24 protein-coding genes are annotated in these 21,405 nt (G+C 61.7%); 8 read left to right on the forward strand and 16 right to left on the reverse strand.

What is annotated here, in order from left to right:
• Window positions 1-8 precede the first annotated feature (8 nt).
• Both BLU35_RS27845 and BLU35_RS27850 read right to left on the reverse strand, forming a co-directional pair.
• Window positions 9-359, reverse strand: coding sequence for a MarR family transcriptional regulator (locus tag BLU35_RS27845; RefSeq protein WP_065371988.1), 351 nt, complete (start codon window positions 357-359; stop codon window positions 9-11).
• 87 nt (window positions 360-446) lie between these two features.
• A complete protein-coding gene (locus BLU35_RS27850; protein WP_093235372.1) occupies window positions 447-1,838 on the reverse strand; it encodes a leucyl aminopeptidase family protein in 1,392 nt (463 codons plus the stop codon).
• A gap of 131 nt (window positions 1,839-1,969) precedes the next feature.
• On the opposite strand from BLU35_RS27850, the gene BLU35_RS27855 reads away from it, so the two are divergent.
• Complete coding sequence (locus BLU35_RS27855; protein ID WP_093235373.1) at window positions 1,970-2,791, forward strand: tetratricopeptide repeat protein; 822 nt, start codon at window positions 1,970-1,972, stop codon at window positions 2,789-2,791.
• Window positions 2,792-3,061: 270 nt separating this feature from the next.
• On the opposite strand, the gene BLU35_RS27860 is transcribed toward BLU35_RS27855, so the two are convergent.
• From BLU35_RS27860 to BLU35_RS27905, 10 genes are all read right to left on the reverse strand, one after another.
• A complete protein-coding gene (locus BLU35_RS27860; protein WP_093235374.1) occupies window positions 3,062-4,045 on the reverse strand; it encodes a type II secretion system F family protein in 984 nt (327 codons plus the stop codon).
• Between the two features lie 10 nt (window positions 4,046-4,055).
• Window positions 4,056-5,066, reverse strand: a complete 1,011-nt coding sequence (locus BLU35_RS27865) for a type II secretion system F family protein (RefSeq protein WP_093235375.1) — start codon at window positions 5,064-5,066, stop codon at window positions 4,056-4,058.
• An 8-nt stretch (window positions 5,067-5,074) separates the two neighbouring features.
• On the reverse strand, window positions 5,075-6,544 hold the full coding sequence (locus BLU35_RS27870; RefSeq protein WP_093235376.1) for a TadA family conjugal transfer-associated ATPase: 1,470 nt from the start codon (window positions 6,542-6,544) through the stop codon (window positions 5,075-5,077).
• Between the two features lie 21 nt (window positions 6,545-6,565).
• On the reverse strand, window positions 6,566-7,855 hold the full coding sequence (locus BLU35_RS27875) for a CpaE/TadZ family protein (RefSeq protein ID WP_093235377.1): 1,290 nt from the start codon (window positions 7,853-7,855) through the stop codon (window positions 6,566-6,568).
• 18 nt (window positions 7,856-7,873) lie between these two features.
• Window positions 7,874-8,569 carry a CpaD family pilus assembly protein gene (locus BLU35_RS27880; RefSeq protein WP_057247728.1) on the reverse strand — a complete coding sequence of 232 codons (696 nt, stop codon included), beginning with the start codon at window positions 8,567-8,569 and terminating at the stop codon, window positions 7,874-7,876.
• Between the two features lie 56 nt (window positions 8,570-8,625).
• The gene (locus BLU35_RS27885; RefSeq protein WP_093235378.1) at window positions 8,626-10,173 is read right to left on the reverse strand and encodes a type II and III secretion system protein family protein; all 1,548 of its coding nucleotides are present in this window, start codon (window positions 10,171-10,173) and stop codon (window positions 8,626-8,628) included.
• Between the two features lie 10 nt (window positions 10,174-10,183).
• Entirely contained in the window at window positions 10,184-10,993 is an 810-nt protein-coding gene (gene cpaB / locus BLU35_RS27890; RefSeq protein WP_093235379.1) for a Flp pilus assembly protein CpaB, read from the reverse strand.
• Window positions 10,994-11,111: 118 nt separating this feature from the next.
• Window positions 11,112-11,624, reverse strand: a complete 513-nt coding sequence (locus BLU35_RS27895; protein ID WP_057247725.1) for an A24 family peptidase — start codon at window positions 11,622-11,624, stop codon at window positions 11,112-11,114.
• 111 nt (window positions 11,625-11,735) lie between these two features.
• Window positions 11,736-11,915, reverse strand: coding sequence for a Flp family type IVb pilin (locus BLU35_RS27900; protein WP_057247724.1), 180 nt, complete (start codon window positions 11,913-11,915; stop codon window positions 11,736-11,738).
• 34 nt (window positions 11,916-11,949) lie between these two features.
• Window positions 11,950-12,135, reverse strand: coding sequence for a Flp family type IVb pilin (locus BLU35_RS27905; protein ID WP_057247723.1), 186 nt, complete (start codon window positions 12,133-12,135; stop codon window positions 11,950-11,952).
• 257 nt (window positions 12,136-12,392) lie between these two features.
• Between BLU35_RS27905 and BLU35_RS27910 the strand changes: the two genes are divergently transcribed.
• The 7 genes from BLU35_RS27910 (at window position 12,393) to BLU35_RS27940 (ending at window position 17,927) form a co-directional block, all read left to right on the forward strand.
• A complete protein-coding gene (locus tag BLU35_RS27910; RefSeq protein ID WP_093235380.1) occupies window positions 12,393-12,803 on the forward strand; it encodes a pilus assembly protein N-terminal domain-containing protein in 411 nt (136 codons plus the stop codon).
• Window positions 12,804-12,918: 115 nt separating this feature from the next.
• Window positions 12,919-13,542 carry a TadE/TadG family type IV pilus assembly protein gene (locus BLU35_RS27915; RefSeq protein ID WP_093235381.1) on the forward strand — a complete coding sequence of 208 codons (624 nt, stop codon included), beginning with the start codon at window positions 12,919-12,921 and terminating at the stop codon, window positions 13,540-13,542.
• 59 nt (window positions 13,543-13,601) lie between these two features.
• Complete coding sequence (locus BLU35_RS27920) at window positions 13,602-14,141, forward strand: TadE/TadG family type IV pilus assembly protein (RefSeq protein ID WP_093235394.1); 540 nt, start codon at window positions 13,602-13,604, stop codon at window positions 14,139-14,141.
• A 144-nt stretch (window positions 14,142-14,285) separates the two neighbouring features.
• Window positions 14,286-15,506, forward strand: coding sequence for a phosphopentomutase (locus tag BLU35_RS27925; protein WP_093235395.1), 1,221 nt, complete (start codon window positions 14,286-14,288; stop codon window positions 15,504-15,506).
• Window positions 15,503-16,471, forward strand: a complete 969-nt coding sequence (locus BLU35_RS27930) for an adenosine deaminase (RefSeq protein ID WP_057247720.1) — start codon at window positions 15,503-15,505, stop codon at window positions 16,469-16,471. The genes BLU35_RS27925 and BLU35_RS27930 overlap by 4 nt, the downstream gene beginning before the upstream one ends.
• 114 nt (window positions 16,472-16,585) lie before the next feature.
• The gene (gene upp, locus BLU35_RS27935; protein WP_058324465.1) at window positions 16,586-17,215 is read left to right on the forward strand and encodes a uracil phosphoribosyltransferase; all 630 of its coding nucleotides are present in this window, start codon (window positions 16,586-16,588) and stop codon (window positions 17,213-17,215) included.
• Between the two features lie 187 nt (window positions 17,216-17,402).
• Window positions 17,403-17,927, forward strand: coding sequence for a TIGR02281 family clan AA aspartic protease (locus tag BLU35_RS27940; RefSeq protein WP_093235397.1), 525 nt, complete (start codon window positions 17,403-17,405; stop codon window positions 17,925-17,927).
• On the opposite strand, the gene deoA is transcribed toward BLU35_RS27940, so the two are convergent.
• The 4 genes from deoA to BLU35_RS27960 are packed head-to-tail and all read right to left on the reverse strand — an operon-like array spanning window position 17,920 to window position 21,404.
• Window positions 17,920-19,236, reverse strand: a complete 1,317-nt coding sequence (gene deoA / locus BLU35_RS27945; protein WP_093235382.1) for a thymidine phosphorylase — start codon at window positions 19,234-19,236, stop codon at window positions 17,920-17,922. The two genes, BLU35_RS27940 and deoA, sit on opposite strands and share 8 nt — an antisense overlap.
• A complete protein-coding gene (locus BLU35_RS27950; RefSeq protein WP_057247716.1) occupies window positions 19,233-20,039 on the reverse strand; it encodes a purine-nucleoside phosphorylase in 807 nt (268 codons plus the stop codon). Before BLU35_RS27950 ends, deoA begins: the two co-directional genes overlap by 4 nt.
• On the reverse strand, window positions 20,036-20,428 hold the full coding sequence (locus BLU35_RS27955; protein WP_034805117.1) for a cytidine deaminase: 393 nt from the start codon (window positions 20,426-20,428) through the stop codon (window positions 20,036-20,038). Before BLU35_RS27955 ends, BLU35_RS27950 begins: the two co-directional genes overlap by 4 nt.
• 4 nt (window positions 20,429-20,432) lie before the next feature.
• Entirely contained in the window at window positions 20,433-21,404 is a 972-nt protein-coding gene (locus BLU35_RS27960) for an ABC transporter permease (protein ID WP_057247715.1), read from the reverse strand.
• Between the last annotated feature and the right edge of the window lies 1 nt (window position 21,405).

Here is a 21,405-nt window from a genome sequence, read left to right on the forward strand (position 1 = left end):
GCTGAGACTCACAAGGTCAATTTGCGACCCTGAAGAATGATCAGATCGCCGAGTTTTTCAAGGTAAAGCGCACCTTCGACGGTGCGTTTTATGATCACGTTGCGCCGGTCGATATCGTCACGCACCCTGTCCACGAGACCAAGAGCGCCCATGGTGTCGAGCGCGCGGGTGATGACCGGTTTGGTAACGCCAAGCGTCGCCGCCAGCCCGCGGACGGTATGGGGCGGCGGCACGAGGTAGATATGCAAGAGGATCGCCAGTTGCCGCAGGGTCAGGTCGCGGCTGTCGACGCGCACCTGGGCGAGCGACACCGTATGCCAAAGCCCGAGGGCCTGGGAAGGCGTAAGCTCGATCGGCAATGGCGGCTCCTGCGCAGAAAGGTGATCCGCCACGATAGCGGCGGATCGTTACGCAAGCGTTTCTTTCTTGCCAATCGTTCCGATAGGCTATTTCGCCATCTTCTGGACGTGATGGTAGAGCGCCCGGATCGCCTGCGCCTCGCCGCCGACCGGAGAATGCGGCCGTTCGGACTGCGCCCATCCGAAGATGTCGAAATGCACCCAGCTCTTGGTGTTGGTAACGAAACGCCGGAGGAAGAGCGCCGCGGTGATCGAACCAGCCATCCCGCCCGCCGGCGCATTGGTGAGATCAGCGATCCGCGCCGAGACATCCTTGTCGTAGCCATTATAGAGCGGCATGCGCCACATCGGATCGTCGACCTCGAGGCTTGCTTCCGAGAGATCATGGGCAAGATCGGCGTCGTCGGTAAAGAAGGGCGGTAGATCCGGGCCGAGTGCGACGCGAGCGGCACCGGTGAGCGTCGCCATGTCGACCAAAAGATCAGTCTTCTCCTCGTCGGCATAGGCGAGCGCATCGGCCAAGATCAGCCGGCCCTCGGCATCAGTGTTGTCGATCTGAACTGTCAGCCCCTTGCGGCTGCGGTAGATGTCACCGGGGCGGAAGGCATTGGCGGAGATCGAGTTCTCGACCACCGGCACGATGACGCGCAGATCCACCTTGAGTTTGGCGTCCATGATCATCAACGCGAGGCCGAGGACATTGGCGGCACCGCCCATGTCCTTCTTCATCAGCAGCATCGAAGCGGCCGGCTTGATGTCTAGACCGCCGGTATCGAAGCAGACGCCCTTGCCGACCAGCGTTACCTTCTTGTGGCCCTTCTTGCCCCAGCGCAGCTCAAGCAGGCGCGGAGCTTCGGCGCTGGCGCGTCCTACGGTATAGACCAGAGGGAAATTCTGCGTCAGCAGCGCTTCGCCTGATATCACCGAGACATTGGCCTTGTAGTGGGCGGCAAGCGCGCGGAATGCCGCTTCGAGCGCCTCGGGACCCATGTCGTTGGTTGGCGTGTTGATCAGGTCGCGCGCAAGGAAGACGCCGGCGAGTTGCCGCTTGATATCGGTCGCATCGGCGTCGGCGGGGATCAGCAGTGTCGGCGGCTCGCCCTTGGTGGATTTGTAGCGCTCGAAACGATAGGAACCGAGGCCATAGCCGAGCGCCAGCCGGTTGGCGGTGAGCGGTGCGGTTTCGATATGCCACTTGCCTGCCGGCAGTGCTCGCGCAAGCTTGCCGGCCAGAAACGGCGCTTCCGACGGGTTGCTGCCGAGACCGAAGAGCGCACCGCCGAGATGACCGTCTGAGGACGGGATCAACAGCACCGCGCCGGATTCGGCCGTGAAGCCAGCCTTGCGCGCCCAGTCCAAAGCGATCGGATCGATCGTCCCCGTCTCGATATGCGCCGGCGTGACCGCGAAGATCGGCAGGGTCTTGCCGGCGCTGGTGTTGAACGGCGACGGCCGCTCGATGAACTGATAGGGAGCCATGAAAGTCCTCGGCTGACAGAGATGGAATCGCGCCATTAACGCTCCGTTAGGGTTAACAGATTATTGCTGGAGTGAAAGTTGCGCCGGTGTTGTCTGAAGTTCAGGTGCGCGAATGCATGCTGGGGACACTCATGGCCAAACGCACGACTTCACAGTTGAAAGCCGCTCACTTCTTCCAGGGCGCGGCGATTGCGCTGGTGGCGCTCTCGCTCGCAGGCTGCGCCAATCAGCCGAAGAAGGAGCTGACCACGGGCTCGATTTCGAGAACATCGAACCCGGTGCAGTCGATGACCGCGACCGAGCTTTCGGCGGCGGCCGAAAGCATTGGCCAGGCCTATGAAAAGAACCCCAAGGATCGTGAAGCCGGCCTCAACTACGCCAACCTCCTGCGCATGACCGGCCGCAACGAGCAGGCCCTTGCGGTCATGCAGCAGGTCGCGATCAACAATCCGTCGGACCGGGAAGTGCTCGGTGCCTATGGCAAGGCGCAGGCCGCGGCCGGCCAGCTCGATCAGGCGCTGGCGACGATCAGCCGCGCCCAGACGCCGGACCGTCCGGACTGGAAGCTGAAATCGGCCGAGGGCGCGATCCTCGACCAGCTCGGACGCCCGCAGGAGGCGCGCACCCGCTACCGCGAAGCGCTCGAACTCAAGCCGAATGAACCGTCGGTGCTCTCCAACCTCGGCATGTCCTATCTTCTGACCAAGGATCTCCGTACCGCCGAAACCTATCTCAAATCGGCAACGGCCCAGCCCGCCGCTGACAGCAGCGTGCGCCAGAACCTGGCGCTGGCCGTCGGGCTTCAGGGCCGCTTTCAGGAGGCCGAGACCATCGCCCGGCAGGAACTTTCCAGCGAGCAGGCAGAAGCGAACGTCGCCTATCTGCGCTCAATGCTCTCCCAGCAGGGAGCGTGGAAGCAGTTGGCCAAGGCTGACGAAGCGAAGACCAACTGAGCACCTTGCAGTCAAGGCACAGTTAGGCGGCTCTCCCCTCCTCCGGTGTATTTCATCTCAGAAACGCATGCGTCAAGCGCGTCAGACCGCGCGACGTCGTGAGCTGACACTGTCCCAAACAGTGGGCACAACGGACGACACGGTTTTCGGTTACACCCCGAAAATTCGCCGGAGCAGCCCGCTTCGAGCGGAATCGCTGGAAGCAAAAAAGACGCTTTGGAATCAAAGTTCCAGAGCGTCGTTCGTCCGTTCGTCTGAGCGCAGGGTGGTCTAGAACTTGTCGGCCACCTGAATGCCTGCGGGTCCGAGGATGACGGCGACCAGCACGGGCAGAAAGAACAGGATCATCGGCACCGTCAGCTTCGGCGGCAGAGCAGCCGCTTTCTTCTCCGCCGCGTTCATGCGCTGATCGCGGCTTTCCTGCGCAAGGACCCGCAGTGCCTGAGCGATCGGGGTGCCGTAGCGGTCCGCCTGGATGAGCGCCTGAACCACCGACTTGACCTCATCGAGGCCGGTGCGCTGACCGAGGTTTTCAAGTGCTGCGCGACGCTCGGGCAGGAAGGAAAGTTCTGCCGTCGTGAGCACCAGTTCTTCCGCCAATGGCTGCGACTGGGCTGCGATTTCGTCGGCGACACGCCGCATGGCAAGTTCCATCGACACACCCGATTCGACACAGATCAAGAGAAGGTCGAGCGCATCCGGCCAGGCGCGACGAATGGAAGCCTGACGCTTGGAGACGGCATTGGCGACGATAATGTTCGGCGCGTAGAAGCCCAGATAGGCGAAACCGATCGCAAAGAAGAGACGTACCATCAGCGGTTTCTCGGCAAAGTTGCCGAGCCCGAAGATGTAGACGAGGGCGACGAGCAGAAACAGGAAGGGCAGGCAGAAACGCGCAAACAGGAAGGTATTGAGGGCATTCTGTGAGCGAAAGCCGGCCATTTTCAAACGGTTGACCGTCTTGTCATCCACGAGCGCCGTGCGCAGATTGAGCCGTTCGACGATCTGGCGAATGGAGGCGTTGTTTTGGCCACGCAGGCTCGCCCTGCCGCCCTGCATATCAGCAAGCCGCGCCCGTTCGCGTGCTCGGATTTGTTCCCGCTCGCTCGCAACCGACTTCATCCGCTTTCCGAGGTCGCCCCGTTCGAAGAACGGCACGATCAGCGAATAAAAAGTCGCGAGCACGGCGAGCGAAACCAGAACGGCCAGGACAACGTTCGGATCGGTCAGTGTCTTGATCAGGCCCGTGCTCATCGATGCCCCCTCAGATATCGAAATTGATCATGTTGCGCATCACCATGATGCCTACGCTCATCCAGAAGAGGCCGAGACCGATAATCAAGTGGCCGCGCGGGTCGGTGAACAGGACCATCATGTATGCGGGTGACGTCAGATAAACCAGCAAAGCAACGATGAACGGCAGGGCACCAATGATGCACGCCGACGCCTTGGCCTCCATCGACATCGCGCTGACCTTCGCCCTCATCTTCCTACGTTCGCGCAGAACCTTCGACAGGTTGCCGAGGGCTTCGGAAAGGTTGCCGCCCGCCTGCGCCTGAATGGCGATCACGATCGCAAAGAAGTTCACCTCCGGCAAAGGAATGCTATTGATCATGCGGGCACAGGCATCGGTGACGCTCAACCCGACCTGCTGTGATTCCACCACGCGGCGAAACTCGGTCTTCACCGGCTCCTGCGCGTCGGCGGCAATGAGGCGGAGCGCGTCATTGAGAGGAAGGCCCGATTTGATCGAGCGGACCATGGTCTCGAGAGCGTTCGGAAACTCCTCCAGGAACTTCTTGCAGCGTCGCTTGATCAGGAAGCCGACAAACCAGCGGGGTAGGCCAAGGCCGGCGATCACTGCTATGCCGAGGCCAATAGCGGGTCCGGCTCCCATGATCAGGGCGACGAGAAAGGCGAAGGCGCCGAAAAGCGCGCTGAACAGATAGAAGCGCCCCAAGGAAACTGAGAGGTCCGCCTGGGTCAGTCGCACCTTCATCGAAGGGGAAGACTTGGCCGAGCGCTCCTGTTGCTTCTTCTCGAGTTCCTTTAGCGAATCCTGCACGGACTTGCGCCGCTTCGACAGTTCGCTTACGCGGTCCCGCGCGGCCTTCACCTTGGCGCGGTCCGTTTCAGCCGCGCTGACCTTACGCACGCGGCCTTCCGCCTTCCTTTCGCTTTCGATACGCGAGAACAAAAGGCCGTAGGCGAGCGCCGCCGCCGATATTGCGACAAGAGCGGCCAGCGCCAGAACGGTGATGTCTATGCCGAACATCGCAGCTCCTAGTTCTTGTCCATGGCGTCAAGGGTGGCGGCCAAACGCTTGTCCTCGTTGAAGTAGCGGGCGCGATCCCAGAAATGCGGCCGGCCGATGCCGGTCGACGTGTGGCGGCCAATGATACGTCCGCCGGCGTCCTCGCCATCGATCTCGTAGCGCATCAGGTCCTGCGTGATGATCACGTCACCTTCCATGCCGACCACTTCGGTTATGTGGGTAATGCGCCGGGAGCCGTCGCGCAAACGCGATGCCTGGATGATCACATCAACCGATCCGGCAATGATCTCGCGCACGGTTTTGGCTGGCAGGCTGTAGCCACCCAAGGCGATCATCGATTCCATACGGCTCAAGCATTCGCGCGGCGTGTTGGCATGGATCGTTCCCATCGAGCCGTCATGGCCGGTGTTCATCGCCTGAAGCAGGTCGAAAACCTCTGGTCCGCGCACTTCGCCGACGATGATGCGTTCGGGGCGCATGCGCAGGCAGTTCTTGATAAGGTCGCGCATGGTGATCTCACCTTCGCCTTCGATGTTCGGTGGGCGCGTTTCCAGGCGCACGACATGCGGCTGCTGCAGCTGCAGCTCGGCCGTGTCCTCGCAGGTAATGACCCGTTCGTCGGCGTCGATGTAGCGCGTGAGGCAGTTGAGAAGTGTCGTCTTGCCCGAGCCGGTGCCACCGGAGATGACAATGTTGCAGCGGACGCGGCCGATGATCTGCAGAAGGACGGCACCCTCCGCCGTTACCGAACCGAAGCGCACGAGCTGCTCCAGCGTCAGCTTGTCCTTCTTGAACTTGCGGATGGTCAGCGCCGTGCCGTCGATGGCGAGCGGCGGGGCAATGACGTTGACACGGGATCCGTCTGGCAGGCGGGCGTCGCAGATTGGGCTCGATTCATCGACGCGACGGCCGACCTGGCCGACGATGCGCTGGCAGATCGACAGCAGCTGCGCGTTGTCGCGAAACCGGATTTCCGATTCCTGCACCTTGCCGCCGACTTCGATGAAGGTCTGACCAGCGCCATTGACCATGATGTCGGCAATGTCGTCGCGGGCAAGCAGCGGTTCGAGCGGACCATACCCCAGCACGTCGTTGCATATGTCGTCGAGCAGCTCTTCCTGCTCGGAGATCGACATCGCGAAATTCTTGATCGTGATGATGTCGTTGACGATGTCGCGGATTTCCTCGCGCGCGCTCTCGGTGTCGAGCTTGGCGAGCTGCGACAGGTCGATCGTGTCGATCAGCGCCGAAAATACCTGCGACTTCGTATCGTAATAGTCTTCCGTTCGCGCGGTGCGACGCCGGGTCGTCGATGAGGCGGCCGGCTGGATCTTCGGGATCGCGGACGTCGTTTCGCCGAGAACCGGAACCGCGGACCGCTCGGTCGCCATCGGTTGCGCAGCAACCACGGGCGGAGGAACGGCGGGACCCGGGGTGCCGCTTTTGCCGAAGCCTTCGTTTCCGCGTTTGCCAAACATTTGCGTGATCCTATGTCCAGTCTATTTCCTGCCGAGCGCGGCAAGCACCTTTCCAAGTCCGCCGCGCCGAGCCTTCTTCATCGTTACCCGGCCGGTCAAAAGATGCGCGAGCTGTGAGAACGTTTCAGCCGCCGGCGCCTTCTTGTCGATTTCCGCTATCATCCGTCCGCTGTTCGAAGCGTTGCCAAATAGGGCCGCGTCAAAGGGAATGATGGCCGCCGCTTCGGTTTCCAGCGAATCGCAGAACTCGCTCGCCGTAATCTCCGGACGCTTCGGCATCCCGACCTGGTTCAGAACCAAGTGGGGCGGTTTGTCGTTTGGACGCAGCTTCTTCATTGCATCGAGCAGGTTCTTGGTATTGCGCAGGCTGGCGAGATCGGGGATCGCGGTAATCACCACTTCGTCGGCTTCTCCGAGCACGGCGCGGGTCCAGTCCGTCCACAGATGCGGAAGATCGAGTACGGAAACGGGGGCGCTGCGCTGCAGGATCTCCAGGATCGGGTGGAACGCACCGGTCTCAAAATCATAGGCGCGGTCCAGCATGGAGGGGGCGGCCAACAGCGACAGGTGGTCGGAGCATTTGGTCAGCAGCCGGTCAAGGAACACCTCGTCCAGGCGCTCTGGCGCAAACACCGCTTCGGCAATGCCCTGCGGCGGATCCTGGTCGAAATCGATGTTGGCCGTGCCATAGGGAAGGTCGAGATCGGCGAGAATGGTCTCGGTCGAGAAGAGGCTGGAGATGCCCCAGGCGCAATTGTGCGCGATCACCGACGAACCGCAACCGCCCTTTGCACCGATAAAGGCGATGCTTCGGCCCAGGGGCTCGGCATCCGGGTCGACGAAGATCGCCGAAACGGCGGTGAGAATGTCCGGCATAGACACCGGTGCGACCATGTATTCCGAAATGCCGTTGCGGATGAGCTCGCGATAGAGCCCGATATCATTGTGTTTGCCGACGAGAATCACCTTGGTGCTCGGGTCGCAGACCTCTGCAAGCGGCGTAAGCTCGGCCAGTAGCGACCGTGGTTCGGTCGATGTTTCAAGGATGATGAGATTGGGGGTAGACACGGTCGCGAACATGTTTGCGGCCGCGTCGATGCTGCCGCTGTTGATGCGCAAGCTGACCTTGGCCATGCGCCGGTCCCGCCCGCAACGCTCCATCAGCTGCTGCATTGCATTGGTTTCGCAGAATGCGTGGATCGAGATCCGCGGTAGCGGGCGGACTTGCTCCAGATCGCCCGTGCGCACCTGGTCGAAGAAAGGATCGTCCCCCTCGCCGCCGGTGCCGATCTTATAATCGATCGTGTTCATTTCTTCATCCCGCCGCTATCAGTTGAAGATGACGACCGGGCCGTCGCTCTTGTCGGTTCCACGCCAGTCCTTGATCACCTGGCCACGCTGTTCCGCGTCGATCGGCGACGTCTGGCGCGGGCCGAGCAGGTCTGTCGGATTGGCGATCTGGGCGGCCAGGTTCGATTGCGAGGCGCAACCGAAATTGTAATAGTTCTTGTTTTCCAGTGTGTTGAGGTTCAGATCTTCCGGCCAGGTGCCGCAAGGCGCGGTCTGGGCGGTAATCGCAACGTAGCTCAGGCGGATCGGTGCCGCGTCTCCATAAGGTCCGGCGTCGTAGCTCGTCTCGAGCAGACGTTTGGCGGGAATGCCCGCAGCAACCAGGACGCCGCGGATTTCCCTGCGCATCGCTTGCGCAGCATGGCTGTTGGCCGCGCCGCGCGGCATCATGATCTGCACGACGCCGCTTGCCGAATTGCGATAGTCGGAAGCGAACCCGGCGATAACATCGCGCGTGCCCTGGGTCAGGCGACGGTCGCCCGATGCGATCGGGATGTCGATGGCGCGTTCGCCTTCGGCGAGCACGATCGGATGTCTCGTGCGATAGTCGTCCGGAATCGAGCCAGTAGCGAGATTGTCCTTTGTCCCGCAGCTCGCAAGAAAGATACCAGCGATGGCCAGCATGGCCACGCGGCTCGTGCATCGCATGAAGGCGCTGGATGTGCTCAGGGGCATGGCAGTCGGCCTTTCAGAATTCTGGTGGGAACCGGTTCGAAGCGTCATGACCCGACCTATTTGTAGATGAAGCCGACATTGCCGTGGTAACGCCCTGCCGGAGCGGCCGCCTCCGGCCGCCCGTAGATGCGGTTCACGCGGCCAAGGAAGTAGCTGTCGAGATCATTGGCCGGATTGAAATTGTCGTCAGGCCGGGAGATCGCGCTTCTGGCGACAGGACGGACAAGATAGGGCGTCGCGATGATGACGAGCTCGGTTTCGTTGCGCACGAAATCCTTGCTGCGGAAGAGCGTTCCGAGGATCGGGATCTTCGAAGCACCCGGCAGGCCGGACATCGCCTGGCGAATATTGTCCTGAACCAGGCCGGCGATCACGATCGAGCCGCCGGAAGGCAACTCGACGCTGGTCGAAGCTTCGCGCCTGCGGATGCCGAGAAAGGTATTGCCAGGAATCTTGCTCGTGCCGTTGCCAGTGACGACGGATCCCTCATAGGTGGGCTCAGAGACATTCGTCTCGATCTGCAGGCTGATGCGTCCCGGTCCCAGGACAACAGGCTTGAAGTTCAGGCGGATGCCGTATTCGACGTCGTTGACTTCGCGCGTGACCCTGTTTTCGCCGGCCTGATCGTCGGTCGTGACTTCCTGGGTTCCCGACAGGCGAAATTGACCGCCGACGTAGAACTTTGCCTCCTGTCCCGAAATCGCCGTCAGGCTTGGCTCGGCCAGTGTCCGCATCACACCCGCCTGCTCCATCGCGTTGATGTAGCTGGAGATCATCGTGCCGCCGACAGACTTGTTGATCACGGCGTTGACACCAACGCCGATCGCATCCCCGAGGTTGGCCGGATTGCGGAAACCGATGCCGCTTTCGCCGTCGCTAACACGGCCGTTGAAACCGAGCTGCTTCAGCACCTGGCGGCTGACTTCGGCCACCGTGACCTTGAGGTTGACCTGGTCATCGCCGTCGATCGTCAGGAGGTTGACGATCTGCGAAACCTGGCGGTCTTCAGCGAAGATGTCGGCATCGCCATTGTTGCCCTGGGCGGTGATGTTGCGCGTGGTCGCCTCGCCGCCCTGGAGGAAGGCCTTCGCAAGGTCTACGGCACGGGTGGAATCGAGCGGCGTTCGCACGGTTCCGGTCAAGACGATGTTGTCCGAAATGATCTCGACATTGATGTCGGCGTCCGGAATGAAGCGACGCAGATTGGACTGGAGATTGGCGATATCGCGCTCGACTTCGATGTCGAGGCTGACGATCTCCTCGCCATTGGGGCCGAAGACGAAGATGTTGGTCTGGCCGACGGATTTGCCGAAGAGATAGATACGCCGTGAGGTGCGCGTCACTGCGTCCGCCAGCGACGGGTCCGCCACGAGAATGTCGTGCGCGTCCGCCGGCAGGTCGACGACCACGGCCTTGTTTAAGCCGAGACTGACCTTCTTCTTGACGCCTGGGCCGCTTTCAACGATCCGCACGACGGAGGAAGCAGCGGCGAGTGCGACCGTCGGCGCCGGCAGATACATGCCGGTAAACGCCACGCAGAATGATAGGCCGGCTGCGACAGACGCCCGAAATGTGTTTCCGCTCCGTTTCACCTTATGCCCCATTCTAGCCTGGTTACTGCTGTGTCTGGCCGAGGGCGCCATCGCTCTTGACGATGGACCCGGATTTGATGACCTGAATGCTCGGCTGACCGTCGCCGCTCAATAGATAGTCTGCGGCGTCGGTGTCGGATTCCTGTGCATCGGCGACGCTTCGGAGCGCCAATGAAATGCGCTCGGCCATCTGCTGCGCCACTGTCATTACTTTCGACTGGTCGGGCGTCAGCTCCAGCGTGGCCGTGGTTCCGACCACGGCCTTGGTGCCGTCTTCCTTCTCCTCGACCTGCTGGTCGATCGCCAGAACACGCACGTTGCTGAGCACGGTTTCGGTCAGGTAGAGTTCGCCATCGCCCTTGCGGACCATGATGACGTCGACACGGTCATTCGGAAGGATGAAGCCGCCGGCACCGGTGGCGACGGTGATTTCCGTCGCGACGGCGCGTTTGCCCGCCGGCAACAGCGACGACATGATGCGGTTGGACGAGTCTGCGACCTTTTCGTGACGGACCGGCTCGCCGTTGAAGATCGGCAAGCGAACGACGGCTCCGGTGAGGTCGTCGATTGCCGACGGTCGACTTTCGTCGGTGATCAGGCCGTCAACCAAACCGTCCTTCGGCCAGGCCATCCACTGGATGGAATCGCCGGCCAGGCGCGATCCGACAGGCAGGCTCTTGCTGGCAACCAGGACGTTGACGGTCGGCGCCCGCTCGATCAGAGGCTCGGCGGCCAACGGCGCAGGTGCGCGCGTCAGTTTCATCGCCAATAGACCAGCCATTGCAGCCGACAGAACGGCCACCGCCAGTATTATGATGCGAACCGGTTTCATGATCGTTTCCGAGCCCCGAAGAATTGCCAGGGTCAGATTGATCAGGAATTGGTGTAATTATAGTTAACGGATTACTTATGAGGAGAGTTAACGAAAGGTGATGCCCCGCGCTTGAGCCTTAAGAAAGGCGCGCAAAGACCGCCTCCATAAGCGGCGAAGCCGGATAGGCAACAAAGCCACCGAGCGCGATTGCCACGCCGTACGGAATTTTCTTGGCCGTCAGCAAGAGCTGCGGAACGGGGATGCCACTCGCCAGTATCGTGTTTTCCTGCCGGCGCAACATCAGGATGGCAAGCGTCAACAAACCTCCAAAAATGGAAACGTAGAGCAGAAAAGCGGTCAACGACGGGGTGAATCCGAACCAGATGGCGCTTGCTGTCAGGAGCTTGGCGTCGCCGCCGCCCATCACGTTTGCAGCAAACAGGCCGAAGCACACGGCAAAGACAACCAAGGCCGCGGCCACATGCTGGCCGATCTCCCCGAGATCGAGTCCCGCCAGCAGCGCCACGACAAAAAAGCTGCCCAGAAGCACTACCGAAACGCGATTGGGAATCGTCATGGTCAGCAGGTCTGAAAAGGCTGCAAACGCCAGGCAAAAGGGAAAAACCACCAAAATAGCAGCCTCAGTCATGGTTCCTGCCTCCAAGATGAGCGCACGCAATCTCCGATTCCCCGTGGGGCTCCAGATAGAAATGGAGCCGCTTTTGCAGCGGCTCCATTTGTTCCTTGCAAGACCGGTTCATTAGATCTTGCCGCTCGTCGCAATACTCGATCCGATTGCATTGAGCGCGGAATCGAGCGTATTGCCAATCGTGGTTGCGCCGGCAATCAGGGCCGCGGAAACGAGCACCGCGATCAGACCATACTCGATGGCGGTCGCACCACTGTCATCCCGCTTCAGGCGACGGAAAATCTTCGCCATGCGAATCTCGCCTCGCTTGAACCGGTCAGACCGATTAGAGCTTACCAGTCGTGCTATCCGTGAGCTTTCCGCCCAGGCCGTCGAACGTGGTGTTGAGCGCGTCGCCCAGGGTGCTTGCGCCAGCAATGAGGGCAACCGAGATGAGGGCGGCGATCAGGCCGTACTCGATAGCGGTCGCGCCGGACTCGTCCTTCATCAGACGGGCAAAAATCTTCTTCATGATGATTCTCCTACTTCGCGTTTGTTGTTCAGCACTTCCGCCAACTGTTGCCGTTGATCGGATGGCCTCAAACTAGTCCTGGCGCATTTCCATCGACTTAAAGAAGGCGGTTACCGACAGGTTAACGATGCATCCCTGATTTTTGGGTAAACGAACAGAAAACGGCGCGGGGCCTATCCGGTCTCGAAATCATGGATTTAACGGTTCATTCACCAAGACGAGGGAGTATGGCGTGAGCATCACCTCAAGGACCTGCCATGACCATGCCATTCGCGACCGGCCGAGCCGCCCTGTTTGCTTTCGTGATCGCATCGCTCCCGGTGGTCGCCGCTGCTGCAGAGAACGACATGATGCGCGTCTATATGGATCACGCGCGCGTGCTCAAACTCGATCGTCCGGTCAGCAAGGTCATCATCGGAAATGCCGACGTGGCAGACGCCACGGTTGCCGATGCCCGAACCATCGTCATCACCGGCCGCAATTTTGGCACGACCAATCTGGTCATCCTCGACCAGGATGGAAACGCAATTGTCGATGAGCGGATTCTGGTGTCGATCGATGAAGGCAACACCGTGCGCGTCTACAAACAGACGTCGCGCACCGTGCTCTCCTGTACGCCAAATTGTGAACGACACGCGGAACGTAAAACCACAGGTAGCGCCAACTGAATTTTATGGGTTTCGACCCGCGATTCGTTAAAATGCACATGATTTGCGGGAACGAAATATCAACGGTTGCTCCATAATCTTCCGCCCGTCTGGCGTAACATGATGGGACGGCACAATGAGCAGCGAGCAGGCAATCGAACGTGCGAGCGGGCCTGATATCAGGCGAAAAGGTATTCTGCGCCGCTTCATCCGCAACCGCAAAGGCACGACGAGCATCGAGTTCGCCATCCTCGCGCTGCCCTTCTTCGTGGTGATTTTCGCCTCACTCGAAACCTTTGCCGCCTTCTACGGCGACCAGCTCCTGGCGAACGCAACGGAGACGATGGCGCGCAAGGTCCGTACCGGCCAGATTACCTTCCAGCGGGGGAAGGCCACGGATATGACTCAGGCGCAGTTTCGCCAGGCCTTCTGCAATGAAATCTCAGTCCTGATGAAATGCTCCGCCACCGAAGCAAACCAGCCCTCGCAGTTCTACCTGGATGTCCGGGCGGTCCCGGATCTCAGCACGTTTCCTGTGAACATCCCGCGCAAGGCGGATTCGACCGATATTGATACGGGCGACTTCAAGTTTGCCCCCGGCGGTCCGGGTACCTTCAACGTGGTGCGTGCCTACTATCGGTGGAGCGTGATCACCGACCTCGTCAGGCCGTTCGTCACCAATTTGCGGCCCGCCGGCGCGAGCATGCCGAAGGACTATCTCATGGTGGCAACCGCCACCTTCCGAAACGAGAGCGAGTGAGGTTTGCCGTGAAGCAGATTGCGAAGCAAACGATCCTGCGCCTTCGGGCGGTTTCTGCCATGTTTCACGCACTGCGGCGGGACAAACGCGGCGTCGGAGCCGTTGAATTCGCGATCGTCGCACCCTTGCTGATCATAACCTATCTCGGTGCGTTCGAGCTTTCGGTCGGTTTTACGGTCGCAGGCAAGACGGCCCGCGCCGCGAGCGCCGTCGCCGACATCATCGCACAGCAATCGGAAGTCAACAAAGCCTTCCTCGCCAAGGTGCCGAATATCGCAAAGAGTATTCTCGAACCCTATGGGAACGCGAACTACACACTGAAGATCACCGGTATCGAGGTCTCAAGCACCAATGAGGGGACCGTCATTTGGTCGCGCGATCAGGCCGGCGGGGTTCCCTACAGCGTGAATTCGAAGGTCACCCTGCCCGGCCAATTCACGGCCAACAAGTCCTTTGTCATTCGCACGGAGCTGACCGTGCCGCACGAGTTGCTGCTCTACGCTCCGAGCCTTCAGGCCACGGCGAAGACGATAGACCTCTCCAAGACGGCCTACTTCCATTCGCGTCTCGCCCAAACAATAAAATGCACTGATTGCTGATCGGGCACTGATCCGGCGCAATTGCATTGCGCCGTGCGCAGCGCTATCCCTTCGGGATTGTGCGTGGCGCGCGCCTCCGGCGTCGTCGCGTTCTTCCAGAAGCTTTCGGAGCGCGATGCGAGCGCTTCCGCTGTCAGGTGCATCATGGCGCGTGCGTTTCTATTCGTTCTCGATTCCTTCGGCTTAGGCGGCGCGCCGGATGCCGAAACCTACGGTGACCTGGGCGCCAACACGCTCGGACACATCGCGGAGTTCTGCGCCGCCGGCGCCGCAGATCGCGTTGGTTTGCGAGAAGGGCCGCTCAATCTGCCGAACATGTCCGCCCTTGGCCTTGTTCACGCAGCAAAGCTCGCCAACGGCACGATTCCCAAGGGCATGCCGGTGCCCAATCGGGTCTATGGTGCCTTTGGCGCCGCCAGCGAAGTCTCGCGCGGCAAGGACACGCCCTCCGGGCACTGGGAAATCGGCGGCACGCCGGTCATGTTCGATTGGGGTTACTTTTCGGCTGAAGGCGATGCCTTTCCGCCCGAGCTCGTCGAAACCATCTGCCGCGAAGGCAACATTCCCGGCATCCTCGGCAATTGCCATGCTTCCGGCACCGACATCATCGCCCGCCACGGCGAGGAGCACATGCGCAGCGGCAAGCCGATCTGCTACACCTCTTCGGACTCGGTCTTCCAGATCGCGGCGCATGAGCAGAGCTTCGGGCTCGATCGCCTGCTTGAGCTTTGCCAGACGGTCCGCCGCCTGGTCGACGACTACAATATCGGCCGCGTGATCGCCCGCCCCTTCGTCGGCACCAGCCCGCAGACTTTCACCCGGACCGGCAATCGCCGTGACTATTCCGTGCTGCCGCCGGAGCCGACGATCCTCGACCGGCTGACGGAAGCGGGGCGCACGGTTCACGCGATCGGCAAGATCGGCGACATCTTCGCCCACCAGGGGGTGACGAAGCTGACGAAGGCCGACGGCAATATGGCGCTCTTCGACGCAAGTCTCGCGGCCATCGACGAGGCCGAAGACGGCAGCCTGGTCTTCACCAATTTCGTCGATTTCGACATGCTCTACGGCCATCGCCGCGACGTCGCCGGTTACGCGGCAGCACTCGAAGCCTTCGATGCGCGCCTGCCGGATCTCGACCGCCGCCTGCAGCCCACCGACATCGTCATCCTCACGGCCGATCACGGCTGCGACCCGACTTGGCGCGGCACCGACCATACGCGCGAGCGGGTGCCGGTGCTGATGTTCGGACCGTCGCTGCGCAGCCGCTCGCTCGGCGTCGCCAACACCTTCGCGCATATCGGCGAATCCGTCGCCAAACATCTCGGCATCGCGCCGGGCCATCATGGGAGAAGCCTCATTTGACCGCGCATCTGAAGAAGGCGGAGCTGCATTGCCACATCGAAGGCGCGACGCCGCCTGAGCTGGCTTTAGCTCAGGCCGAGAAGTATGGCATCGACACCAGCGCGATCATCCGTGACAGGGCCTATGTCTGGGAAGACTTCACCAGCTTCGTGAAATGCTACGACGCCATCGCCTCGCTGTTTCGGACCGAGGAAGACTACGCACTGCTCGCCGAAGCCTATCTGACGGAGCTTGCCGAAGCCGGCACAATCTACAGTGAAATCATCGTTTCGCCCGACCACGGCAACACGATCGGCCTGGGCGCGAAAGCCTACCTTGAGGGCCTTGCCGCCGGCATGGAAGCCGCAAGGCAGAAGACCGGGATCGAATCGCGCATGCTGATCACAGGCATTCGCCATCTCGGCCCGGAGTCCGTAATCAAGACCGCAGAATTCGCGGCCAGGCGGGAGCATGCGCTCGTCACCGGCTTCAACCTCGCTGGCGAAGAACGCATGCACAACGTGGCCGATTTTGCCCGCGCCTTCGACATTGTACGGGACGCAGGCCTTGGCCTGACGATCCATGCGGGCGAGCTCTCCGGCGCCTTTAGTGTGCGCGACGCGCTTGACCACGTGCACCCCTCGCGCATTAGCCATGGCGTTCGGGCGATCGAAGACATGGATCTGGTGCGGCGCCTTGCCGATGCCGGAGTCGTGCTCGAAGTCTGCCCCGGCTCCAACATCTCGCTGCAGGTCTTCCCGGACTTCGCCTCGCACCCATTGCGGGCACTTTACGAGGCAGGCGTGCGCGTCACGCTCAATTCCGACGATCCGCCGTTCTTCCATACGTCGCTCGCTCAGGAATACGACATCGCCTCTGCGGTGATGGGCTTCACCGACGAGGAGATCAACCGCATGACCCGCACGGCGATCGAGGCCGCCTTCGTCGACGAGCCGACCCGCCAGCGGCTGCTCGCGCGGATCTAGGAACCGCCGCCATCCGTCGGCTGGGGATGACGCTCTCCGGCCGGCCAACACCCTTGCGGCGACGACGCATTCCATGGAAAAAGGACGGATACAAAAAATCCGGAAAGGTGAGCCATGAACGGCGTTACAGTGATCGATCATCCGCTTGTGCAGCACAAGCTGACCATCATGCGCAAGAAGGAGACCTCAACCGCGGGTTTTCGCCGGCTTCTCCGGGAGATCTCGACGCTGCTCTGCTACGAGGTCACGCGCGATCTCGAACTGACGATGGAGCGGATCGAGACTCCGCTGGAGGAAATGGACTCGCCGGTCCTCGAGGGCAAGAAGCTTGTGTTCGCCTCGATCCTGCGCGCCGGCAACGGGCTGCTGGAAGGCATGCTCGAGCTGGTGCCTTCGGCCCGCGTCTCGCACATCGGCGTCTATCGTGACCATGAGACGCTGGAAGCGGTGGAGTATTACTTCAAGGCGCCGGAAAGCCTGTCCGAACGCCTCATCATCGTCGTCGACCCGATGCTCGCCACCGGCAATTCGTCGATCGCAGCGATCGACAAGCTGAAGGAGCGGGGCGCCAAGAACATCCGCTTCCTCTGCCTGCTGGCTGCCCCCGAGGGGATCCGCAATTTCCAGGGTGCACACCCGGACGTGCCGATCTACACCGCCTCGATCGACAGCCACCTCAACGAACTCGGCTACATCATGCCCGGACTCGGTGACGCGGGCGACCGCATGTACGGCACCAAATGATTTCCTGATCCTTAACCAGGATTGCAAATCCGTGAGAAAGCCGCCGGTATCCGGCGGCTTTTTTATGTCGTCTTAGGCGTCATGCGGTCTACTGCTCCATAGCGATCGCGCCTCCTTTCGGGCGTGCAGACCGGTCTCCGCAGCAATTTGCGTTTGCTGCATCCGATGCCATTGAAGGGTGATGTCCATGCTCGTCCGTTTGCTCGCATTGGCAGCTTTGGCCGCACTTGCAGCCATGGTGGTTCCGCACTTGGCAACGACCGCCTTGACGCAAGGCGGTAACAAAACGGCTGCCAAGGAAGCTGCAGCCCCGCCGACGACCACGGCAAAGTATGCGGCGGGGCGGAGCGTTGTGCTCGACGCCGATGGCAGGGGCCACTTCTTTGGCACTTTCCGCATCAACGGCCGCAGCGAGCGCGGCCTGGTCGACACCGGCGCCAGCAGCATCGCCATCAACCTTTCGACCGCACGCCGGCTCGGCATTGCACCAAGCACGCTTTCCTTCACGGCTCGCGTCAATACTGCCAATGGTGTCGTCGAAGCGGCTCCGGCGATGCTGAACCGGATCGAGATCGGCGGCATATCGGTACGCGACGTTCAGGCACTGGTGCTGCCGGACAAGGCGCTCTCCGGCACGCTTATCGGCATGACGTTCCTGAACCGGCTGTCATCCTTCCGCGTCGAGGACGGTGCCCTGCACCTCGTCAGGTGATTTTCGCGAGAATCGGCGAACGCGTCGTCGGCTCCATATCATCGATCGTATAGAGTTCGTGCAGACGCCGACGGGCTACGTCCGCAGCATCCCGATCGGCCGCATGAACAAAGGCAATCAGGTCGCCCTTCTCGATCCGCGTACCGAGCCGCTTCAGCGCATCGAAGCCGACCCGATGATCGATCCTGTCATCCGGATGCGACCGTCCGCCGCCGAGCGCAATGACAGCCATGCCCAGTTCGCGGGTCTCACAGGCTGCAAGATAGCCGGACTGCTTCGCTTCGACCGGCAAGATGACCGGCGCACGCCCGAGATAGGCCACCGAGCGCTCGACGAAATCCGTCGGGCCGCCGAGCGCGTGCACCATTTTTCCGAAGCATTCGAGCGCCGCCCCGCTTGAAAGCGCCTTGCGCGCCAGCGCTTCGCCCTGTTCGGCATCACCAGCGACGCCCCCCGCCACCAACATTTCGGCAGCAAAGGCCAGGACGACCGTTTCGAGCCGAGTGCCCTTCTTCTCGCCCCGGAGGAAGGCCAGGCAATTTTCGATCTCCAACGCGTTGCCGGCGGCATCGGCCAGCGGTTCGTTCATGTCGGTCAGAAGCGCCGAGGTACGAACGCCGGCGCCGTTGGCGACATCGACCAGCGAGCGCGCAAGCGCCTCCGCTTCCTTGGCATCGCTCATGAAGGAGCCATTGCCGAGCTTGACGTCGAGCACCAGCGACTGAAGGCCGGCGGCGAGCTTCTTCGACAGGATCGAGGCCGTGATCAGCGGCACGGAATCGACGGTCGCGGTCACGTCGCGGATCGCATAAAGCCGTTTGTCGGCCGGAGCGAGGTTCGCCGTCTGGCCGATGATTGCGCAGCCGATCTCGTCGACTGTCCTGCGGAAGAGCGCCGCCGACGGCTGGATATCGTAGCCGGGTATCGATTCGAGCTTGTCGAGCGTGCCGCCCGTATGCCCGAGCCCGCGCCCCGAAATCATCGGCACGGCAAGGCCGCAGGCGGCAACGATCGGCGCCAGCATCAGCGAGACGTTGTCGCCAACGCCGCCGGTAGAATGCTTGTCGGCGATCGGGCGACGGATGGTGCTCCAGTCGAGTGTTTCGCCGGAGTCGCGCATCGCGAGCGTCAGCGCCACGGTCTCGTCGCGACTCATGCCGGAAAACCAGACCGCCATGGCGAAAGCGGCAACCTGCCCTTCGGAGATCGAGCCATCCGAAAGGCCGCGGACAAAGTCCGCGATCTCGGCTGGAGCGAGGCGTTTGCCGTTGCGCTTGCGCCTGATTGTTTCCTGCGGAAGCATCGTCACCCGCGCACCGCGTCGGCTGCGATCATGTCGGCGAGGATCGCGGCAAGCCGCTTGCCACCAACCGGCGCCATGTCCTTCGTCTCGTGATGGCTGATCTCGCCCCCGGTCATGCCGGCGCCGAAATTGGTGATCACCGAAGCGGCGACGACCCTCAGCCCGAAGAAACGGGCGAGAATGACCTCCGGAACCGTGGACATGCCGACGGCATCGGCGCCAAGGATGCGGGCCATGCGGATCTCGGCCGGCGTCTCGAAACTCGGGCCGGAGAACCACATATAGACGCCGCCAAGAAGCGGAATGCCGAGGCGTTCGGCACTCTCCTGCATTCTTCCGGCGAGCTCGGCATCATAGGCATTGGTCATGCCGACGAAGCGATCGTCGCTTTCCACGCCGATCAACGGATTGAAGCCCGAATAGTTGATGTGATCGGAAATCCGCATCACCGATCCCGGCGGCAGATCCTCCCGCAGCGATCCGGCGGAATTGGTCAGCACCAGGCACTCGATGCCGAGTTCCTTCAGGGTTTCCAGCGGCAGGCGCATCGCGTTGGCGTCGCCCTGTTCGTAATAATGGACTCGGCCGGAAAGCATGACAACAGGAACGCCCGAGAGCGTTCCGGCCACGAGTTCGCCGGCATGGCCGGAGACGCTGCTGACCGGGAACCCGGGTATGTCGGCATAAGAAAGCCGCAGCGTTTCGTCCACGGCATCGACCAGCGAGCCGAGCCCGGAACCAAGCACGATGCCATAGCGCGGCGAAAGGCCGCCGAGCCTGGATTTCAGCAGTTCAGCGGCGGCGGTCATCCGAGGATCTCGGTCTCGAAGCTGTGCGGCAGAAGGTCCGACAGCGCCAGGGTCTTTTTCACCCCGGTCTCGTCGCACAGGAAGATGCGCGTGCTGGCGCCTGAGAATTCCGCCAGCCGCTGCCGGCAGCCGCCGCAGGGCGGGCAGAGCGCCAGCTTCTCGGCAATGACGGCCACTTCCATGATCTTGCGCTGGCCGGCCATGACCATATGGCTGATGGCGGTGGTCTCAGCGCACCACCCTTCAGGAAACGACAGGTTCTCGATGTTGGCGCCGGTATAGATCTTGCCGTCTTCGGCGCGGATCGCCGCGCCGACCGGAAACTTCGAATAGGGCGCATGCGCCTTGGCCATCGCGTCACGCGCGGCCTCGAACAGTTCTTTTTCCATGGTTCTAGCGCTCCTTGACATAGGGGACGCCGCCGGCCTTCGGCGGGATGGCCTTGCCGATGAACCCGGCGAGCAGGATCACGGTCAGAATGTAGGGCAGCGCCTGCATCAACTGCACCGGCACCTGGCCGATCAGCGGCAGCGGATTGCCCTGAAGGCGGATCGCCAGCGCATCGAGGAAACCGAAGAGCAGGCAGGCCAGCATGATGTTGAACGGCCGCCATTTGGCAAAGATCAGCGCCGCCAACGCGATATAGCCCTTGCCAGCGGTCATACCCTTGACGAAGCCGGCGGTCATCGCCAGCGACAGATAGGCACCGGCAAAGCCGCAGAGGATGCCGCAGCAGATAACTGCGCGATAACGCAGCCAGAGAACCGAGATGCCGGCCGTGTCGACCGCGCCCGGGTTTTCCCCGACGGCGCGTAAGCGCAGGCCGAAGCGGGTGCGGTAAAGGATCCACCAGCTGATCGGCACCATCGCGAAGGCGACATAGGTCAGAAGGAAATGGCCGGAAAGCAGGTCCGAATAGATCGGGCCGAGGATCGGAATCTCCCTGACGCTGTCGGCATAGGGGAAGGTGATCGTCTGGAAACGGGAACCTTCCCCGAGCGCCGGCGTGCGGCCGCCCTGGCGGAACCAGGCTTCACCGAGAATGACGGTCGAGCCGGCGACGATGAAGTTGATCGCGACACCGGAGACGATCTGGTTGCCGCGCTGGGTGATCGAGGCGTAGCCGTGCACCAGCGACAGCGCGATCGAGATCAGGATCGCCGCAAGCAGCCCCATCCAGACAGACTGGGTGACCGCAGCGACGGCGCCGGCGGCAAAGGCCGCACCAAGCATCTTGCCTTCAAGGCCGATGTCGAAAACGCCGGCGCGCTCGGTGAAGAGCCCGGCAAGGGCTGCGAAGATCAGCGGAACGGAAACACGGATGGTGGACTCGAGAAGCACCACGATGACGTGGAAGAAATCCATG

This window comes from Sinorhizobium sp. NFACC03 (assembly GCF_900103435.1).
Classification (GTDB): domain Bacteria; phylum Pseudomonadota; class Alphaproteobacteria; order Rhizobiales; family Rhizobiaceae; genus Ensifer.

Excerpts from the sequence above, each read along its gene's own strand:
- BLU35_RS27850 (WP_093235372.1), bottom strand. The coding sequence starts at position 1,838 with ATGGCTCCCTATCAGTTCATCGAGCGGCCGTCGCCGTTCAACACCAGC.
- BLU35_RS27855 (WP_093235373.1), top strand. The coding sequence starts at position 1,970 with ATGGCCAAACGCACGACTTCACAGTTGAAAGCCGCTCACTTCTTCCAG.
- BLU35_RS27860 (WP_093235374.1), bottom strand. The coding sequence starts at position 4,045 with ATGAGCACGGGCCTGATCAAGACACTGACCGATCCGAACGTTGTCCTG.
- BLU35_RS27865 (WP_093235375.1), bottom strand. The coding sequence starts at position 5,066 with ATGTTCGGCATAGACATCACCGTTCTGGCGCTGGCCGCTCTTGTCGCA.
- BLU35_RS27870 (WP_093235376.1), bottom strand. The coding sequence starts at position 6,544 with ATGTTTGGCAAACGCGGAAACGAAGGCTTCGGCAAAAGCGGCACCCCG.
- BLU35_RS27875 (WP_093235377.1), bottom strand. The coding sequence starts at position 7,855 with ATGAACACGATCGATTATAAGATCGGCACCGGCGGCGAGGGGGACGAT.
- BLU35_RS27880 (WP_057247728.1), bottom strand. The coding sequence starts at position 8,569 with ATGCCCCTGAGCACATCCAGCGCCTTCATGCGATGCACGAGCCGCGTG.
- BLU35_RS27885 (WP_093235378.1), bottom strand. The coding sequence starts at position 10,173 with ATGGGGCATAAGGTGAAACGGAGCGGAAACACATTTCGGGCGTCTGTC.
- cpaB (WP_093235379.1), bottom strand. The coding sequence starts at position 10,993 with ATGAAACCGGTTCGCATCATAATACTGGCGGTGGCCGTTCTGTCGGCT.
- BLU35_RS27895 (WP_057247725.1), bottom strand. The coding sequence starts at position 11,624 with ATGACTGAGGCTGCTATTTTGGTGGTTTTTCCCTTTTGCCTGGCGTTT.
- BLU35_RS27900 (WP_057247724.1), bottom strand. The coding sequence starts at position 11,915 with ATGGCGAAGATTTTCCGTCGCCTGAAGCGGGATGACAGTGGTGCGACC.
- BLU35_RS27905 (WP_057247723.1), bottom strand. The coding sequence starts at position 12,135 with ATGAAGAAGATTTTTGCCCGTCTGATGAAGGACGAGTCCGGCGCGACC.
- BLU35_RS27910 (WP_093235380.1), top strand. The coding sequence starts at position 12,393 with ATGACCATGCCATTCGCGACCGGCCGAGCCGCCCTGTTTGCTTTCGTG.
- BLU35_RS27915 (WP_093235381.1), top strand. The coding sequence starts at position 12,919 with ATGAGCAGCGAGCAGGCAATCGAACGTGCGAGCGGGCCTGATATCAGG.
- BLU35_RS27920 (WP_093235394.1), top strand. The coding sequence starts at position 13,602 with ATGTTTCACGCACTGCGGCGGGACAAACGCGGCGTCGGAGCCGTTGAA.
- BLU35_RS27925 (WP_093235395.1), top strand. The coding sequence starts at position 14,286 with ATGGCGCGTGCGTTTCTATTCGTTCTCGATTCCTTCGGCTTAGGCGGC.
- upp (WP_058324465.1), top strand. The coding sequence starts at position 16,586 with ATGAACGGCGTTACAGTGATCGATCATCCGCTTGTGCAGCACAAGCTG.
- BLU35_RS27940 (WP_093235397.1), top strand. The coding sequence starts at position 17,403 with ATGCTCGTCCGTTTGCTCGCATTGGCAGCTTTGGCCGCACTTGCAGCC.
- BLU35_RS27950 (WP_057247716.1), bottom strand. The coding sequence starts at position 20,039 with ATGACCGCCGCCGCTGAACTGCTGAAATCCAGGCTCGGCGGCCTTTCG.
- BLU35_RS27955 (WP_034805117.1), bottom strand. The coding sequence starts at position 20,428 with ATGGAAAAAGAACTGTTCGAGGCCGCGCGTGACGCGATGGCCAAGGCG.
- BLU35_RS27960 (WP_057247715.1), bottom strand. The coding sequence starts at position 21,404 with ATGGATTTCTTCCACGTCATCGTGGTGCTTCTCGAGTCCACCATCCGT.